This window comes from Vibrio sp. 10N.261.55.A7 (genome assembly GCF_002877365.1).
Classification (GTDB): Bacteria; Pseudomonadota; Gammaproteobacteria; order Enterobacterales; family Vibrionaceae; genus Vibrio.
In genome coordinates, this window is sequence record NZ_MCWZ01000226.1 from 1 (window position 1) to 479 (window position 479).

Below are 479 nucleotides of genomic sequence, written 5' to 3' on the forward strand. Positions count from 1 at the left end.
ACCTTCTGGAATCCCTCTAACCTGAGAGATTTTACCAATGTTTTTATTACCGGGTAGGTGACCCCCTGTGCCTGTTTTTGCCCCTTGGCCGCCCTTAAAATGGAAGGCCTGCACATTCTTGAGTTTCGATTCGTCATAACCAAAGCCAGCACTGGCTAACTCATAGAAGTAGCGTGAGTTTTCGGCTTGTTCCTCATCAAGCATGCCGCCTTCACCCGAGCAGATTCCGGTTCCCGCCAGTTCTGCCCCTCGCGCCATCGAGACTTTGGCTTCTTCAGAAAGCGCACCAAAGCTCATGTCAGAGACAAACAGAGGTATTTTGAGTGTTAACGGCTTTTTGGCTTGGGGACCTATGATCAATTCCGTTGATACAGCGGCGTCTTCCATTAAGGGTTTTGTGGCCATCTGCGCCACCATAATCTGTAAATCATCCCAGTGTGGGAGTAGGTGTCTAGGCACGCCCATAGACGTCATTGGCC

General features: G+C 50.3%; 1 protein-coding gene. It reads right to left on the reverse strand.

The genetic code is table 11. The annotated features are described in order from the left end of the window. The coding region (locus tag BCU12_RS10905) for a glutamate synthase-related protein (RefSeq protein WP_241909811.1) at nucleotides 1-479 on the reverse strand (479 nt) is incomplete at both ends.